Consider the following 15192-nt stretch of genomic DNA (forward strand, 5'->3'; position numbering starts at 1 on the left):
CGATTTATTCAGGCTGAGGCTTGAAGGCTGTAAAAAACCAGTGGATTTATCCCGCCTTCAGCCATCGGTGGAGCAGAAACCGCTGCTGCCGGTTCTATTGCACTACGACCACCTGTGCAGATAAAAGGGTGGCGAGCCTGATCCCCGGCACTTGCAGAAAATAGCTGTGGCTGCTTCCTTCCGGACCTGACCAGGTTCACTACCATGCAATGCGGGGAGGCCCGCCATAAAAGTTAAAAATCAGCAAAGGGAACAGCGAAAAACCGAGGCAGAACTCTTGCGTTCCATAATTTCCGTATTGTGCCCTGAGTCGAAGCCCGCGTCTACTGCGAAACCGAGGGCTATAGGGAAAACACAAGCAGCCGGGACTTTTAGCAAATGATCCAAGTACGAACCAGAGCAATGATTATCGGAGGTGGCAGGAAGGCTACCGGCTTCTGCTGCCGGAATTACTATGGTTTATCGAGATGCTGTTGGGCTGGAATCAGAGTGATTGCGGGTTCCGCCAATCGCCGCCTGAAAACCGCCGAAAATGGCAGGGCACAAAAAACACTAACGATAAATTTCTGTGATTGCCCTATTGTTACTGTTCAATCTATCTCACTCCCAATAAGAAAACCGACCATTCAGCAAGTTTCGGAGTAAGCGTTTCTCATTCTCCGATGTTGCTGGCTTCACATCCTGCCTGCAGGGAAAGAGGCGTTCGAGAATCCTCGAACTCTGGAACAATGGGCAGGCGACAAGCCAATCCGGCAGCGCTTGTGGATAATAGCGGTTAAAAGAGTCGGTATCAGATACAGACGGCCATATTAAACCCGGTGTACCTATGCGAGCACGATACTATCAGTTGGGGAGTCGCCTATGTGGGCAGCCGAACAGATGGGGCCACTAGAATTGGATGATGATCAGACACGTACATGGGAAGGCCTTGCCTGATGCTGTGCCAGATGCCGGGATAAGGGAGTTAAGGCGGCGGAGATTTTTGCAGAAGAAAGCTGTGATTCTGCTGTGATTATTACAGGAAATCCCACCGTTTAGCACCGATTTAAACTATCCCTTCCTAAGAAAATTTCAACTTAGAAAGGTCAATTAAGTCAAGAGTCTTTGGGTTGCGGGGGCAGGATTTGAACCTACGACCTTCGGGTTATGAGCCCGACGAGCTGCCAGACTGCTCCACCCCGCGTCAGAGGATATAGGTGCAATTATAGCAAGGTCAATCCCAAAAGGTCAATCAATCTCCTACGAAAAGGAAAGAATGCAACCGATAGCCCCAAGCATGGGGCCGGGTCCCACTCATATTATTGAGGGCCAGAATGACCCAGCCCGTTCGCTTGACAGTTTTTTTATATCTGGAAGATACTTTTTGCTTTCTTATGAGAGTTAGCGCACAGAGTATTTTCAAAAGTAACAGCAATATTATCGGTTAAAAAATGTTGAGAATGACTTCGCGGCTCAAGCCAACGACTTGGGGCCAAGGACACTGGGTAAACGGTAGTGCGAGGGGTTGGATTTATTATGTTTACATCAGACGCCGTCTTTGCGGTAGCAGTTCAGTCGTTATGGGTGCCCCGATAACGGAGAAATTCTTGCCATATAGAGTTAATATGTAACGGCTGTCTGTTTCATAATATAGTGGAGTTCTCTCTCATATGTACGCGTGCTTATCCATTCAGTGCTGCCCGTATTTTCCAGCTCCCTCCAGCTTAACTCGCCGCAAGGCTGCCGGGGAAAATAGCTCGGACAGAACTCGTCCAAAGGCTTGGGAAGCACAATTTTTTAGATAAACGTTGGCAAAAATAATTCGATGGATCAGTTATATGATTAGTGAAACCGAAATCCACGCTGCCAAAATTCTAATTGTTGACGATCAGGAAGTGAATATCCAATTGCTGGAGCACATGCTTACGGCAGCGAAGTATACGTCGATTGCCTCAACCACGGATCCATACAAGGTTTCAGAATTACACCGTCAGCACCACTACGATCTGATTCTGCTCGACCTGAAAATGGCGGGCATGGATGGGTTTCAAGTATTGGAAGCGTTAAAGCAGATCGAAACGGATGGCTACCTCTCCGTATTGGTAGTCACCGCGAATCCGGACTGTAAGCTGCGAGCACTTCAGTCCGGCGCCAAGGATTTCATCAGTAAGCCATTTGATATGGCGGAGGTGCTCGCGCGCGTTCACAACTTGCTGGAAGTGCGCCTGTTACATCAGCAAGCGCGAAATTATGCGAAAGCCCAGGAATTCAGGGCGCTGCATGATCCATTAACCGGGCTTGCCAACCGCAGGCTCCTGCTTGAAAGGGTTTCGCAGGCTATTATTCACGCAAGGAGAAACACCGGTATCATGGCTGTTGTGTATCTGGACCTGGATGGATTCAGGGAAATCAACAATACGCTGGGCCACGGCGCGGGCGACTCACTTCTGAAGATGGTTGCTGCGCGCCTGATTGCTGCGGTACGGCAGGAAGATACAGTGGCACGCCTGGGCGGTGACGAATTTGTGATTGCAATGCCTCATGTTAACAGTATTGGAGGCGTGGCTCTAGCGACAGATAAGGTCATCAAAGCACTGTCACAACCCTATAAGATCCAGAGCAGCGACGTCAATGTCACCGCCAGCGCGGGAGTCGGCCTTTACCCTATCCACGGCAAGGACGTGAAAACACTCTTGAAAAATGCGGATGCGGCCCTGCTGGAAGCAAAGAATGCTAACAAAAATACTTATCGCATTTCAATGCGGGCCAACGCGTAATATCTCTTTCTCCATTTTGCACACCCTCCCGGAGGTTTGCGGCAATTTCGAGTTTGAGAAACACGTATGGTGAACAAAACCCGACGTTTTTGTAATGACTTTTTGTACCAGTAAAAAATAAGGTAAAACGGCTCACGTTCAATAACCACTTTTACATATCATCTATAAAATGAGCGGTATTTGAAATTGATCAATTGCAACAGACAAGGCAAGAAATAAATGATTAGTAAACCGGATATTCTTAACGCCAAAATCCTGATCGTAGACGATCAGGATGCCAATGTCCGCCTGCTTGAGCAGATGCTCAGCGATGGAGGCTATACCTTTGTATCCTCGACAATGAATCCGCATGAGGTGTGCGACCTCTACCGCCAAAATCGCTACGATCTGATTCTGCTCGATTTACAGATGCCCGGCATGGATGGGTTCCAGGTGCTGCAAGGACTGAAGGAAATCGAAACGAGCGGCTATTTGCCAGTGCTTGTCATTACCGCCCAGCCAGGCCATAAGCTGCGCGCGCTCCAGGCTGGGGCGAAGGATTTCGTCAGTAAACCGTTTGATCTGATCGAAGTTCAGACGCGTATATACAACATGCTGGAGGTACGCCTGTTGTATAAAAAGCTCCAGAATTACAATAAGGAGCTGGAGCAGACGGTGGCGCAACGGACCGCTGAACTGAGTGAGAGTGAAGCACGCTTTCGGCGCTTAACTGAATTGGCTTCCGATTGGTATTGGGAACAGGATGAAAAGGGCCATTTCACCAAGGTTTACGGGCCGGTTCTTGAAATGCTCGGGATTACCGTTGACACGTTGATGGGGGAACCCAAAGGAAACAAAGGAACGCATTGGAACGAAGCTGAGTATGCGGATTTCAGATCAAACATCGCATCGCGGCGACCCTTTCTGGATTTTGTGTATAGCCGTACCAGATCTGATGGCTCCATGCAGTACTTGATGGTCAGCGGCGAGCCGATGTTCGATGCATCTGGCCGTTTTACCGGCTACCGCGGTATAGGTAAGGATGTTACCGACAGCATGCGTCCCAAATCAACCATATAACCGTTGCTCCGGGCAGTATGTAACAAAACAACCTCTTTATTTTACAGCTCAGTTTATTTCACAGCTCAGTTGCAGCGCAACAGCGCTTAGCCCATTTGATACCCCTCGGTTGATGCTCAGTTACCAGCCGAGTGTTCCACAGAAAAATTTATCAGCCGCTTCGGGGCTATTTCACCTCTGACCGTAATCTCTCCCAGTCCCAAGAAGCATTTTCCCTTATCGTACAGCCGAACCTTTTCCCCCTCCGTTAAGCTATGCTCCGAGATGTAATTTTCCACCGCTCGCCCCTGCCGCAACGATGCTGTTGCTGCGGCATCCAGCGTTGCAGCGGGTAGGTCATAGACCAGGCTATCGGCCGAAAGCAGGCAGTGTTCGCGCTCGGCCATCGGCATGGCTTCAAGTACTTCCAGCGTATAAGCATGCGCCAGATCGAAATCATCAAGAATAGTACGGCGTAAAGCGGTGAGATATGCCCCGCCGCATCCCAGCGCCCTGCCGATATCTTCAGCCAGTGTCCGAACGTAGGTACCCGTACCGCAATTGACCACGATACGAATCTCATCATGCGCCATCGCTGCCAGGCGGACATCATGAATGTAGACTTTCCGCGGTTGCCGTTCGATTACGACACCTTCCCTGGCGTAGCGATACAGGGGTCTTCCCTGGTGCTTCAGCGCGCTATACATAGGGGGTCTCTGCATGATCGGGCCGGTAAAGCTTTGCAGTACCGCCGTAACGTGTGGCGGCGTCAACCTCAAGCCCTGAGATTCTCCATTACCCGCTATAGAAATTTCCCCTTCGGCATCGCCCGTGGTGCTGAGATAACCCAGTTTCAATGTGGCATCATAAGTTTTATTCGCGCCCAGCAATATCGATGAAAATTTGGTGGCTTCTCCAAAGCAGATTGGCAACAGCCCTGTTGCCATTGGGTCAAGGGTTCCCGTATGGCCGGCCTTGGCCGCCGCAAACATGCGCTTGACCGTTTGAAGCGCCTTGTTGGAGGAGATTTGAGGAGGTTTATCGAGCAGCAGGACGCCGCTGATTTCACGCTTGAGCTGCCCGACGGACAAAACCTGGGGAATCAATTATTGGGGCTAATCAAATGCTATCCGGCTCTTCCGGCGAACTCTCCTGGGCCACGGCTTCGTCTATCAGATGCGATAGACGTACCCCCCGCTCGATCGACTCGTCGTAGATGAAATGAAGTTGCGGAATTACCCGAAGCTTCAGCCGATGCGACAGATGGCTGCGTAAAAAACCAGCCGCATGTTCCAGCCCGTTGGCCGTTAAAAAATTATCGCTTTCGCTCCGCAAGGTCGTATAGAACACCTTGGCATGGGCATAGTCGTGGCTCACCTCAACACCAGTCAAGGTGATCATGCCAATACGGGGGTCCTTGAGTTCGTTGCGGATCAAATCGGATAACTCACGCTGAATCTGGTCAGCAATACGTAGCGCGCGGGAATAATCTTTGGGCATAATGCTCCAGTGCAGGCGAACCTGCACTACAGGCTGCGTGCGACTTCGACGATTTCGTAAGTTTCGAGTTGATCGCCCGTCTGGATATCATTGAAGTTTTTCAACGTCAGGCCGCATTCGAAACCCGCCCGGACCTCTTTCACATCGTCCTTGAAGCGCTTCAAGGAATCCAGTTCACCAGTATGAATCAGTTGCCCGTTGCGTATCAGTCTCACCAGCGAACTTCGTTTGATGACACCTTCGAGTACATAGCAACCCGCTACGGCACCCACTTTGGAAATACGGAACACCTCTCTGATCTCCACCAAGCCGGTAATATTCTCTTTGCGATCAGGTGCCATCATCCCCGATAGGGCCGCCTTGATTTCATCCACTGCCTCATAAATAATGCTGTAGTAACGTACATCCACGCCGGTCGAAGCGATGAGCTTGCGTGCGACCGAATCCGCACGGCTGTTGAAACCAATCACAACGGCTTTGGAAGCAAGCGCCAGATTAATGTCTGATTCGGTAATTGCCCCCACCCCGCTATGGATGATGTTGACTCTGACCTCGTCGGTGGAAAGTCTTTGCAGAGCATGAGTCAGCGCCTCATAGGAACCCTGCACGTCAGCCTTAATGATGAGCGGAAGCACTTTAATCTCGCCCTTCTGCTCAAATACGTTTTCCAGTTTGGCGGCCTGTTGCCTCGCCAGTTTTACATCGCGAAATTTGCCTTGACGAAAGAGCGCAATCTCGCGGGCCTTGCGCTCATCCGTTAATGAGATGACCGATTCTCCCGCTACAGGAACTTCAGACAAACCCTGAATTTCCACGGGTATGGAAGGCCCTGCCTGTTCCACCGCATTGCCATTTTCGTCAAGCATTGCCCGCACCCGCCCAAATACAGCGCCTGCCAGCAGTATGTCGCCACGCTTCAGCGTGCCGGATTGCACGAGTATTGTTGCCACTGGTCCACGCCCCTTGTCAAGACGTGATTCAATAACGATACCTCTGGCGGCTGCGTCCCTGGCTGCACGGAGTTCCAGCACTTCGGCCTGGAGCAGCACGCTTTCCAGAAGTGCATCGATGCCCTGCCCGGTCTTGGCGGAAACCTCAACAAACATGATATCTCCGCCCCAATCTTCCGGCACGACTTCATGAGCCACCAGCTCCTGCCTGATCCGCTCGGGATTCGCTTCGGGCTTGTCGATTTTCGTTACTGCAACCACGATAGGCACCTTGGCGGCCTTGGCATGATGAATTGCTTCGATCGTCTGAGGCATGACTCCGTCATCCGCCGCCACGACCAATACAACCAAATCGGTAACCTTCGCGCCCCGGGCTCGCATAGCCGTAAAGGCCTCATGGCCAGGCGTATCCAGAAAGGTCACCATGCCGCGCTCCGTTTCCACGTGGTAAGCGCCGATATGCTGTGTAATGCCACCCGCTTCCCCGCTCGCCACGCGGGTGCGCCGTATATAGTCCAGCAGGGATGTCTTGCCGTGGTCAACATGACCCATCACAGTAACTACCGGCGCACGTGGCTCTGTTTGCGAGCCTGCAGCCGGCAGTTCAGTATCAGCCAAAAATGCCTCGGGACTGTCCAATGTCGCATACTTCGCAATATGCCCTAATTCTTCCACCACGATCATGGCGGTTTCCTGGTCCAGCATCTGATTGATGGTTACCATATTCCCCATTTTCATCAAAGCCTTGATTACTTCTGCGGCCTTGATCGACATTTTCTGCGCTAAAGCGCCGACAGAAATGGTTTCGGGCACCATCACCTCGTGCACTATAGGCTCGGTCGGTGCGGAAAAGCTATGAGCGCCCTGCTCCTCGCCAGCGCCTTTACTGTATTTATCCTTGCGCGCACGCCACCCCCTCCCGCCCGAGAGGTCTCCGCGCGTCTTGAGTCCGCGTTTTTCGACTTTTTCATCTTTCCAGACCACCTGCTTGGTCTGTTTCTTTTTCTTTTCAGCCTTGGCAGCCTTGTCTTCGGGTTTGACCACCGGTTTATGCAGAGTGCCTTCAGTTACCGCAGGCTGCGGCTGGGCTTCTACAACGCCAGCCTGAACCTCGGTTGGACCGGCAGGCGCGGGCGCGGGTGCGGGTGCGGGTACCGGAACGGGCTCAGGAGCAACCGCCGATTCAGGAGCCACCTCCGGTTCTTTGATTTCACCTGCGGCGGGCTTCTGCCGCTGCTTCTTTTCCCTGAGCTCCGCGGTCTGCCGCGCGATCAGTTCAGCCTGTTTTCTTGCTTCCTCCTGCCGCAATGCAAGTTGCGCGGCATCCACTACCGGCGCGACGACCGGGGCTGGCGCAGGCGCCGCGGACGGGACCGCCGGCTCCACCTTTTTAAGCCCGACCGATACCTTATCGCTTAAGTCGCCCCTTACGATAACACGCTTCTTGCGAACCTCCACCTGGATACTGCGCGCTTTTCCAGTGCTATCCGCTTTCTTGATTTCGGAAGTCTGCCGGCGTGGGGGCAGGGAGATCTTGCCCTTTTCCTCCCTGGAACCGTGTAGCCTGCGCAAATACTCGAGAAGCTGAGTTTTGTCCGTCTCAGTCAGGCTATCCTGGTTCTGATGCTTGCTGACGCCGGCAGCTTTCAATTGCTCAAGCAATACTACCGGGAGTACGCCCAGTTCACTCGCAAATTGTTCTACACTCATTTGAGACATCGATAACCTTCTATAACGCTATGCCTTCTGTGCTGTAATCAAGCAAACCATGGCGCGCGTGCCGCCATGATCAATTGCCTGGCTCGTTCGGTGTCCATCTCGACCATTTCCATCAGATCATCGACAGCCAGGTCGGCAAGATCCTCTTGAGTATTCACGCCCTTAGCCGCCAATTCACGCGCAGTCTGACTGTCCATGCCCTCCAGCGAAAGCAGATCTTCCGCTATGTGCTCCACCTTTTCCTCGGTAACGATCGCTTCGGTCAAGAGCGCGTTGCGGGCTCGAGTTCGGAGTTCGTTCACCGTCTGCTCGTCAAACGCTTCAATCTCCATCATTTCGTTAAGCGGCACGTATGCCACTTCTTCAAGTGTCGTAAACCCTTCCTGCACCAGGATATCGGCAACTTCGTCGTCTACATCGAGTTTTTCCATGAAAAGCTGCCGAAGGATGGAAAATTCCTCTTCATTTTTTGCCTGTGACTCCTCCATCGTCATGATGTTGAGTTCCCAGCCGGTCAACTCCGAGGCCAGCCGCACATTTTGCCCACCGCGGCCGATCGCCTGAGCAAGGTTATCCTCATCCACCACGATATCCATGCTATGTTTTTCCTCATCCACCAGAATGCTGCTGATCTCGGCAGGAGCCAGCGCATTAATTACGAATGTGGCGGGATCATCAGCCCACAAAATGATATCGACTCTTTCTCCAGCCAATTCCCCAGTCACAGCCTGTACCCTCGAGCCGCGCATGCCCACACAGGTACCGATCGGATCAACGCGCGGATCATTGGATTTAACGGCAATCTTAGCGCGTGAACCCGGGTCCCGTGCGGCAACCCTGATCTCCAGCAAGCCTTCCTCAATTTCCGGTACTTCCAGCTCAAACAGTTTTATCAGAAACTCCGGTGCGATCCGCGACAATACCAACTGCGGTCCTCGCGCAGCACGCTCGACCTTGTATAAGTAGGCGCGTACGCGATCTCCGACCCGCAAGTTTTCCTTTGGAATCATCTGGTCCCGAGGCAGCGCCGCCTCGACCCTGCCTGATTCGACGATAGCGTTGCCGCGTTCCATGCGCTTGATGGTTCCGGTGACCATGAATTCCTTGCGTTCGAGAAAATCGTTCAGAATCTGCTCGCGCTCCGCGTCGCGTATCTTCTGAAAAATCACCTGCTTCGCCGCCTGCGCGCCAATACGCCCAAACTCGACCGGTTCCAGCACCTCCTCGATATATTCCTCCAGCTTGATCTCGGGATTGCGATCCAACGCTTCGCTTAGCGCAATTTGACGGGCGGGTTCCTCCACCGCGTCGTCGGGCACCACCTGCCAACGGCGCAAGGACTGATAATCGCCCGTTTGATGATCTATTGACACGCGCACATCAGCGTCCTCATGAAAACGCTTTTTCGTAGCGGACGCCAATGCCGATTCGAGTGCGATAAAAACAATGTCTTTCTCGACATTCTTTTCGCGCGCCAATGCATCCACCAATAGCAGAACCTCGCGGGTCATGTTACCTCCAGCCAATATTTCTCGGACAATTACAATTTGGGAACCAAACGAGCCTTTTCAAGATTGTTCAGCTCAAGATCGAGCACTTTCCCATCCACTTCCAATTTTAAAATTCCGTCGTTCACTTCACGCAGAATTCCAACAAAATTTCTTTGCCCCTGCAATGCAACACGTAGTTTCAGTTTAGCCGACTCGCCCGCAAAACGGATGAAGTCAGACGGTTTTTTGAGCGGCCTATCCAGGCCAGGTGACGAAACCTCCAGCCGATCGTAATCGATATTCTCAACCGCGAACAGGCGGCTTAAATGATTGCTGACGGCCACACAGTCATCCACGCTGACGCCGCCGGTTTTGTCTATAAACACCCGCAGCAGCCTGCCGCGCGAAATCCGTTCAACGTCAATGAGTTCATAACCCAACCCAGACAAGGTTGAATCGAGCAATTCATACAGATCCATGGCATTGACACAAACAAAAAATGGGCTGAAAAAAGCCCATAGTTATTGTTATTTTAGCAAAAATTTATAATTAATGAAATAAGATACTTGATGAATTCGAAATTGCCAGGGCCGCCGTGAAAACCGGGGTTTCCCGGCCGGCATACGCTATGGCCTGGCTGGCAAATCGCGACAGCTATCCTTCATGATGGCTGGGTTGCGAAGCGGTGACTCGGGATGACAAACTCAGGGGTTGATAAACTCCAGGCCCCGGAATGGTACAATTTTAAAAAATAAGTGAGTTTTCAGAACAAAACTACCGGAGGCGCCCGTGTCCACCCTTAAATCCATTTTACATGAAACCCGTGTATTCCCGCCTAATGAGAAATTTGTAAAACAGGCTAATCTGTCCGGAATCCAAGCTTACCATAACCTCTACGCCGAAGCTGAAAGGGATCTCCCCGCCTTCTGGGACAAGCTAGCGCGTGAAAATATCATTTGGCACAAGCCGTTCACCCGGGTTCTGGATGAAAGCCACCATCCTTTTTTCAGATGGTTTGATGATGGTGAGCTGAACGTTTCCTTTAATTGCCTCGACCGCCATCTTGCCACTCAGCCGGACAAGATTGCGATCATTTTTGAAGCCGACGACGGCAAGGTGACCACGGCCACTTATCGCGATCTTCACAAGCGCGTATGCCAGTTTGCCAACGGACTGAAATCGCTGGGTATCAGCAAGGGTGATCGTGTCATTATTTATATGCCAATGAGCATCGAAGCCGTGGTAGCGATGCAGGCGTGTGCGCGCATAGGCGCAACGCATTCGGTAGTATTCGGCGGTTTTTCCGCCAAAAGCCTACATGAGCGAATTACGGATGCGGGTGCGGTGGCTGTCATTACCGCCGATGAGCAACACCGGGGCGGGAAAATCAACCATCTGAAAAGCGCGGTAGATGAAGCGCTTGCCATGGGAGGAACCGGCTCCGTGAAATCTGTGGTGGTTTATAAACGCGGCCAGGGAAACCTGGCGTTGCAGGTTCCGCGCGATGTCTGGTGGCACGAGCTGATCAAGGACCAGAGTGATTCATGCGAGCCCGAATGGGTTAATGCCGAACATCCGCTTTTTACGCTCTACACCTCCGGTTCGACCGGCAAACCGAAGGGCGTACAGCACTCCTCCGCGGGCTACCTTCTGGGTGCCATCATGAGCATGCAATGGGTATTCGATTACAAACCCACCGATGTGTTCTGGTGCACAGCCGATGTCGGCTGGGTAACCGGCCACAGCTATGTCACATACGGACCGCTCGCGGTAGGCGCCACCCAGGTTGTGTTCGAGGGAGTGCCCACTTTCCCCGACGCGGGTCGCTTCTGGAAACTCATCCAGGACCATAAAGTAACGACTTTTTACACCGCGCCCACCGCCATTCGCTCGCTGATAAAATTCGGCGCAGACCTGCCCGGAAAATACGATCTTTCTTCGCTGCGGCTGCTCGGCTCAGTGGGCGAGCCAATCAATCCGGAAGCGTGGATGTGGTATTACACCGTTGTGGGCAAATCCCGCTGCCCCGTGGTGGATACCTGGTGGCAAACCGAAACAGGCAGCCACATGATCGCCCCCACGCCTGGCGCCATATCGCTCAAGCCGGGTTCCTGCACGTTGCCGCTACCGGGCATCATGGCAGCCATTGTGGATGAAGCGGGCCACGATGTGCCTGACGGCAAGGGCGGATTCCTGGTCATCAAGCGCCCGTTCCCCTCGCAGGCGCGCACGCTGTGGGGCGATCCGGAACGCTTCAAGAAAACGTATTTTCCTGACGAGCTGGGTGGAAAATATTATCTGGCTGGCGATTCGGCCAACCGCGATCTGGACGGCTACTTCTGGATCATGGGGCGCATTGACGATGTACTGAACGTTTCCGGCCACCGTTTGGGAACCATGGAAATAGAATCCGCTCTGGTGGCCAGCCCGCTGGTCGCGGAAGCGGCGGTAGTGGGCAAACCTGACGAAATCAAAGGCGAAGCAATTGTGGCGTTCGTCGTCCTGAAAGGTGCTCGCCCTCAAGGCGAGGATGCCCATGCTACCGTGATTGAACTGCGCAATTGGGTCTCCGGCGAAATAGGCCCTATTGCGAGGCCCGATGAGATCCGCTTCGGCGACAACCTGCCCAAGACCCGTTCCGGCAAAATCATGCGCCGCCTGCTGCGCACGCTCGCCAGGGGCGAGGAAATAACCCAGGATGTATCTACGCTGGAAAACCCGGCAATACTTGAACAATTGAAACAACCAGTCGCGTAGCCGCGGCATCTGAGCAGCCTCATGAAAAACAATGGCCTTTCTCAGGCGATAAATCCCCAGGCGGAAGCGCGGGTCGATGCGCCGATTACTTTTATGTCTTCCGACCATGTGCCGCGGGTCACTGATTATGGCTTCGGCATTAGCGCCATTGACGCCGATTATCTCCGTCCGGGGCTGGCCGCCATCCACTTGGTCGTTGAGGGCGACAAAGCGGCATTGGTCGACACGGGGACCTCATCTTCGGTTCCCGGGCTGATACGTGTGTTGGGAATAAAGAATCTCGACCCTGCGGATATAGCGTATGTGTTCGTCACGCATATACACCTCGATCACGCCGGGGGTGCCGGAGAATTCATGCGTTGTTTTCCCAACGCGAAGCTGGTGGTGCATCCGCGCGGCGCGCGGCACATGGCCGATCCCGCCAGGCTTATCGCGAGCGCGATGTCAGTCTATGGAGAAATGGAATTCAAGCGCATGTATGGAGTTATCCGTCCGGTCGATGCAAACCGTATTATCGAGGCGCCGGATGGATTCAGCCTGGATTTCAACGGCAGGCCCCTGGTTTTCCTCGATACGCCAGGCCATGCGCGCCATCACTATTGTATCTTCGATAGATCAAGCCAATCTTTTTTTACGGGCGACACTTTTGGCCTTTCCTATCGCGAATTTGACGTGGATGGCATGGAATTCGTCTTCCCAACCACAACCCCGGTGCAGTTCGATCCCGTGGCGGCGCACGCTTCGCTGGACCGGATTATGGGCTATGAACCCTCGTACGCTTTTCTCACACATTATGGACGAATCGGCCATTTACCGCGCCATGCCCTCGAGCTGCACCAACTGATCGATGCACATGTGAGGATAGCCAGAGAATTACGCGACGTTCCCGATAGGCGCACTGCATTGGTGGAAGAGCTTGGAAACCTGTTGCTAAGCCGGATTGTCGCACACGGCTGCAAGTTGCCACAGGAGGAGATTCATGATCTGTTGAGTCTCGATGTCGGGCTCAACGTACAGGGGCTGGAGAACTGGCTGGATCATGCGGGCGGGAATTGAAAGCAAACACAGGTAGAGGGCAGTGTAGAGAAAGCGATTTTCAAGCAAAAGATTTTGGGATTTAAAATACTATTTAACAGCTGACAATATTTAGATAGTTTGAATATTCTCATCCATATAGTTGTCCGCAGCAGTCTTGCACTTCAGACGTCCAATTCAGACCGTCCAATCCAGATCGTCCTTTACCTGCCTCACCCTCTCAAAAAAACACACCGCCGCCGCTGCCGCCGCATTCAATGATTCCATGTCGCCGGACATAGGAATGCAGATTTGTTCACTACTTGCTTGCAGTATGGCATCCGACAAGCCCGCCCCCTCGTTGCCGAACACAAATGCGACGGGTCCGGTTAAACGGGTCTGATAAAGGCTTGTTCTCGCCTTCAGGCTGGTGGCGATCACCTTACCGAGGAATGTTCGCGCTACGCCTAAAAGATCGGATTGCTCGTGTATGCGCAGCAAAAAATGCGCACCCATTGCCGCTCGCAGCGTCTTGGGCGACCAGGCATCGGCACAACCATCGGAAAGGTAGGCGTCGCTTGCGCCCGCTGCGGCAGCGGAACGCAAAATGGAACCCAGATTGCCGGGGTCCTGTATGGCTTCAAGCAGCACGCAAAAAGAATCACCCGACTGACCCTTCCGCGCAGGCATAGCTGCGGATAGCGAAGCGGGTAAGGAAATGGGCACGAGTGCGATAATGCCCGTTGGGGTTTTTACCGGAGAAACCTCACGGAACAAGCTATCAGGCAACACAACCACTTTCTCGCCCTTTTCGCCCCCCTGCTCTGCCAGCAGGTGTTTTACTTCCTGGTTTTCAAGATAAGATTTGCTGACGATCAGGTAGTGCGGCAGCCCGATGACATGATGATACGTGTCGATCAGGTGAACGCCGTCGAGAAGGGTTAGTCCAGCCCCTTTGCGTTCTTGCGCAGATCCTGCCAGCTTGATCAATTGCTTGAAAAATGCGTTATCGCGAGAGGTAATAAATTTCATCAGTAACCAAGCCCTACGCAGAATGGGTGCCGCCACAACCTGCGATGACGCCATCAGCATAGGCGTAATGCGCTTCGCTAACTGCGCCCTATATTTCCACCGAAAGTGATAAGTTTCATCGGCTACCCGGGTTTCGGTTGTCTGCTGCAGCCTCACCCGCATCCCCGAACAGTTCCATCGGAATTGCCTGGTATTTGACTTCCAGTATTTCCAGTTCTTCCACTCCGCCCGGCGCATGCAATGTCACCACATCACCTTCTCGCGCTTTGATCAGTGCGCGCGCCATAGGTGAAATCCAGCTTATGTAGCCTCGGGAAGTATCGATTTCATCGATACCCACGATGGAAACCGTTTTTTCCTCACCTTTTGGATTCGCAAATGTGACCGTTGCGCCGAAGAAAATCCGTTCTTCATCTTCCCTCGAGGCGGCGGGATCAACTACTTCAGCGATATCCAGCCGCTTGGTAAGAAAGCGGATGCGACGGTCGATTTCGCGCAAGCGCTTTTTACCGTAGATGTAATCGGCATTCTCGGAACGGTCACCATTTGCGGCAGCCCAGGAAACCGTGGCTGTTATTTGAGGGCGTTCTTTATTCATCAACCACAGGAACTCGTCCATCAAACGTTTATACCCACCTGGGGTGATGTAATTTCTGCTGCCGGGAGGCAGGGAAGATAAAGGCGGCAGGGAGGCGCCAGCCTCTTCTTCGTCAAAGTTGCTATCTGATTCAGGTTCCCTCGTAAATGCTTTACTCATATCCGCCAATTCAACTGATCAACTGTTGTCCCGCGAAAATACTCATCTCGTCATAAGAAGTGTAAGGCCTGGCCCGGGTTCCAGTCTAAATAAAAATGATGCTTTGCACGCCCGCACGATTGCATCCTTCGCCTTCTCGTCCCTCGTACTTGGTCTGCTGTCCGAAAGGCCCTGTCGCG

General features: G+C 52.8%; 11 protein-coding genes, 1 tRNA gene and 1 other RNA gene. 4 read left to right on the forward strand and 9 right to left on the reverse strand.

The window, feature by feature from the left end; all coding sequences use genetic code 11:
- Nucleotides 1-127 precede the first annotated feature (127 nt).
- An RNA gene (gene ffs, locus BMX00_RS08255) (signal recognition particle sRNA small type) lies at nucleotides 128-226 on the reverse strand.
- A gap of 883 nt (nucleotides 227-1109) precedes the next feature.
- Nucleotides 1110-1183, reverse strand: a tRNA-Met gene (locus tag BMX00_RS08260).
- Nucleotides 1184-1817: 634 nt separating this feature from the next.
- On the opposite strand from BMX00_RS08260, the gene BMX00_RS08265 reads away from it, so the two are divergent.
- Together BMX00_RS08265 and BMX00_RS08270 are read left to right on the forward strand one after the other, a co-directional pair.
- Nucleotides 1818-2756 (forward strand): GGDEF domain-containing response regulator, encoded by a 939-nt coding sequence (locus BMX00_RS08265; protein WP_090828552.1) that lies wholly within the window; start codon nucleotides 1818-1820, stop codon nucleotides 2754-2756.
- A 219-nt stretch (nucleotides 2757-2975) separates the two neighbouring features.
- The gene (locus BMX00_RS08270; protein ID WP_090828553.1) at nucleotides 2976-3815 is read left to right on the forward strand and encodes a response regulator; all 840 of its coding nucleotides are present in this window, start codon (nucleotides 2976-2978) and stop codon (nucleotides 3813-3815) included.
- Nucleotides 3816-3931: 116 nt separating this feature from the next.
- Here BMX00_RS08270 and truB read toward each other — a convergent pair whose 3' ends face one another.
- The 5 genes from truB to rimP are packed head-to-tail and all read right to left on the reverse strand — an operon-like array spanning nucleotide 3932 to nucleotide 9932.
- Nucleotides 3932-4900, reverse strand: a complete 969-nt coding sequence (gene truB, locus BMX00_RS08275; RefSeq protein ID WP_425433882.1) for a tRNA pseudouridine(55) synthase TruB — start codon at nucleotides 4898-4900, stop codon at nucleotides 3932-3934.
- Between the two features lie 13 nt (nucleotides 4901-4913).
- A complete protein-coding gene (gene rbfA, locus BMX00_RS08280) occupies nucleotides 4914-5294 on the reverse strand; it encodes a 30S ribosome-binding factor RbfA (RefSeq protein ID WP_090828554.1) in 381 nt (126 codons plus the stop codon).
- A 26-nt stretch (nucleotides 5295-5320) separates the two neighbouring features.
- Nucleotides 5321-7963, reverse strand: coding sequence for a translation initiation factor IF-2 (infB, locus tag BMX00_RS08285; protein ID WP_090828555.1), 2643 nt, complete (start codon nucleotides 7961-7963; stop codon nucleotides 5321-5323).
- Nucleotides 7964-8001: 38 nt separating this feature from the next.
- Nucleotides 8002-9474: a transcription termination factor NusA gene (gene nusA / locus BMX00_RS08290; RefSeq protein WP_090828556.1), complete on the reverse strand. Its 1473-nt coding sequence runs from the start codon at nucleotides 9472-9474 to the stop codon at nucleotides 8002-8004.
- A gap of 29 nt (nucleotides 9475-9503) precedes the next feature.
- Nucleotides 9504-9932: a ribosome maturation factor RimP gene (gene rimP / locus BMX00_RS08295; protein WP_090828557.1), complete on the reverse strand. Its 429-nt coding sequence runs from the start codon at nucleotides 9930-9932 to the stop codon at nucleotides 9504-9506.
- A gap of 310 nt (nucleotides 9933-10242) precedes the next feature.
- Here rimP and acs point away from each other — a divergent pair, with 310 nt between their 5' ends.
- Complete coding sequence (gene acs, locus BMX00_RS08300; RefSeq protein ID WP_090828558.1) at nucleotides 10243-12210, forward strand: acetate--CoA ligase; 1968 nt, start codon at nucleotides 10243-10245, stop codon at nucleotides 12208-12210.
- A 93-nt stretch (nucleotides 12211-12303) separates the two neighbouring features.
- Nucleotides 12304-13266: an MBL fold metallo-hydrolase gene (locus tag BMX00_RS08305; protein WP_090828657.1), complete on the forward strand. Its 963-nt coding sequence runs from the start codon at nucleotides 12304-12306 to the stop codon at nucleotides 13264-13266.
- A gap of 156 nt (nucleotides 13267-13422) precedes the next feature.
- Here the strand turns inward: BMX00_RS08305 and BMX00_RS08310 are convergent, their stop codons facing one another.
- Together BMX00_RS08310 and greB are read right to left on the reverse strand one after the other, a co-directional pair.
- Complete coding sequence (locus BMX00_RS08310) at nucleotides 13423-14256, reverse strand: TrmH family RNA methyltransferase (protein WP_090828658.1); 834 nt, start codon at nucleotides 14254-14256, stop codon at nucleotides 13423-13425.
- A gap of 115 nt (nucleotides 14257-14371) precedes the next feature.
- Complete coding sequence (gene greB / locus BMX00_RS08315) at nucleotides 14372-15013, reverse strand: transcription elongation factor GreB (protein ID WP_090828559.1); 642 nt, start codon at nucleotides 15011-15013, stop codon at nucleotides 14372-14374.
- Nucleotides 15014-15192: the final 179 nt, after the last annotated feature.

The sequence above is a fragment of the Nitrosovibrio tenuis genome, assembly GCF_900109785.1.
Lineage (GTDB): Bacteria > Pseudomonadota > Gammaproteobacteria > Burkholderiales > Nitrosomonadaceae > Nitrosospira > Nitrosospira tenuis_A.

Bases quoted from the DNA above. Each gene is read 5' to 3' on its own strand.
- BMX00_RS08265 (WP_090828552.1), top strand. From the start codon at position 1,818: ATGATTAGTGAAACCGAAATCCACGCTGCCAAAATTCTAATTGTTGAC.
- BMX00_RS08270 (WP_090828553.1), top strand. From the start codon at position 2,976: ATGATTAGTAAACCGGATATTCTTAACGCCAAAATCCTGATCGTAGAC.
- rbfA (WP_090828554.1), bottom strand. From the start codon at position 5,294: ATGCCCAAAGATTATTCCCGCGCGCTACGTATTGCTGACCAGATTCAG.
- infB (WP_090828555.1), bottom strand. From the start codon at position 7,963: ATGTCTCAAATGAGTGTAGAACAATTTGCGAGTGAACTGGGCGTACTC.
- nusA (WP_090828556.1), bottom strand. From the start codon at position 9,474: ATGACCCGCGAGGTTCTGCTATTGGTGGATGCATTGGCGCGCGAAAAG.
- rimP (WP_090828557.1), bottom strand. From the start codon at position 9,932: ATGGATCTGTATGAATTGCTCGATTCAACCTTGTCTGGGTTGGGTTAT.
- BMX00_RS08305 (WP_090828657.1), top strand. From the start codon at position 12,304: ATGTCTTCCGACCATGTGCCGCGGGTCACTGATTATGGCTTCGGCATT.
- BMX00_RS08310 (WP_090828658.1), bottom strand. From the start codon at position 14,256: ATGAAATTTATTACCTCTCGCGATAACGCATTTTTCAAGCAATTGATC.
- greB (WP_090828559.1), bottom strand. From the start codon at position 15,013: ATGAGTAAAGCATTTACGAGGGAACCTGAATCAGATAGCAACTTTGAC.